The sequence below is a fragment of the Pandoraea sp. E26 genome, from assembly GCF_000681415.1.
In the GTDB taxonomy this organism is placed as follows: domain Bacteria; phylum Pseudomonadota; class Gammaproteobacteria; order Burkholderiales; family Burkholderiaceae; genus Pandoraea; species Pandoraea pnomenusa.
This window is the reverse complement of sequence record NZ_AYXJ01000085.1, coordinates 1-623: the sequence shown is the minus strand read 5'-3', so window position 1 is coordinate 623 and position 623 is coordinate 1. Positions and strand designations below refer to the sequence as shown.

1 protein-coding gene and 1 pseudogene are annotated in these 623 nt (G+C 59.2%); both read right to left on the bottom strand.

Annotation, left to right across the window (positions count from 1 at the left end):
* Positions 1 to 235: pseudogene (locus tag W930_RS31210) on the bottom strand (IS3 family transposase); the annotation flags it as partial.
* Positions 232 to 558, bottom strand: coding sequence for an IS3 family transposase (locus tag W930_RS31205; RefSeq protein WP_023873251.1), 327 nt, complete (start codon positions 556 to 558; stop codon positions 232 to 234). The gene W930_RS31205 and the pseudogene W930_RS31210, both read right to left, overlap by 4 nt.
* Between the last annotated feature and the right edge of the window lie 65 nt (positions 559 to 623).

Sequence of the window (623 nt, the reverse complement as noted above, 5' to 3'; positions counted from 1 at the left end):
TCGCCGTGCGACCCTGGGCTCGCAATTGACGCACGATGCGGGAGCGGCCATAGGTGCCACGATGCTTGCGGTGGATCGCCGCGACTTCCACATCCAGGGCCGCGTTCGCTTGCGCCCTCGCGCTGGGTGGGCGAACGCGCCACTGGCAATATCCGCTGCGTGAAACGCCCAGAATCTGGCATAGACGGGTGATACTGTACTGGTCGCGGTGATCGTCGATCCAGGCGTACTTCACCGCGACCCCTTCGCGAAGTACGCCGTCGCTTTTGAGAGAATTTCAATATCCAGTTTTGCGCTAGCGAGTTCCTTGCGCAGCCGGCTGTTCTCTGCCTCCAACTCGCTGATCGGGCGCGTAACACGTGCAGCGCTCACGTCACGACCAATCGTCTCGATACCGCCTTCGAAACTGCGGCTACGCCGACTCCAGTTCCCTAACGTTGCCACTGGCACCCCGAGCCTGCGCGCCGCTTCATGCTGCCCGACTGTTTCGGCAAGCCTGATGGCCTCAACCTTGAACTCGTTCGCGTATTGCCTTTTCGGCACTGACTTCTCTGACATGCAATCCTCCGTACAAACAGGAAATTAACAAAATTCCTGCTGTACGCGAAATCGAGGCATGGTCA

Bases quoted from the DNA above. Each gene is read 5' to 3' on its own strand.
- W930_RS31205 (WP_023873251.1), bottom strand. From the start codon at position 558: ATGTCAGAGAAGTCAGTGCCGAAAAGGCAATACGCGAACGAGTTCAAG.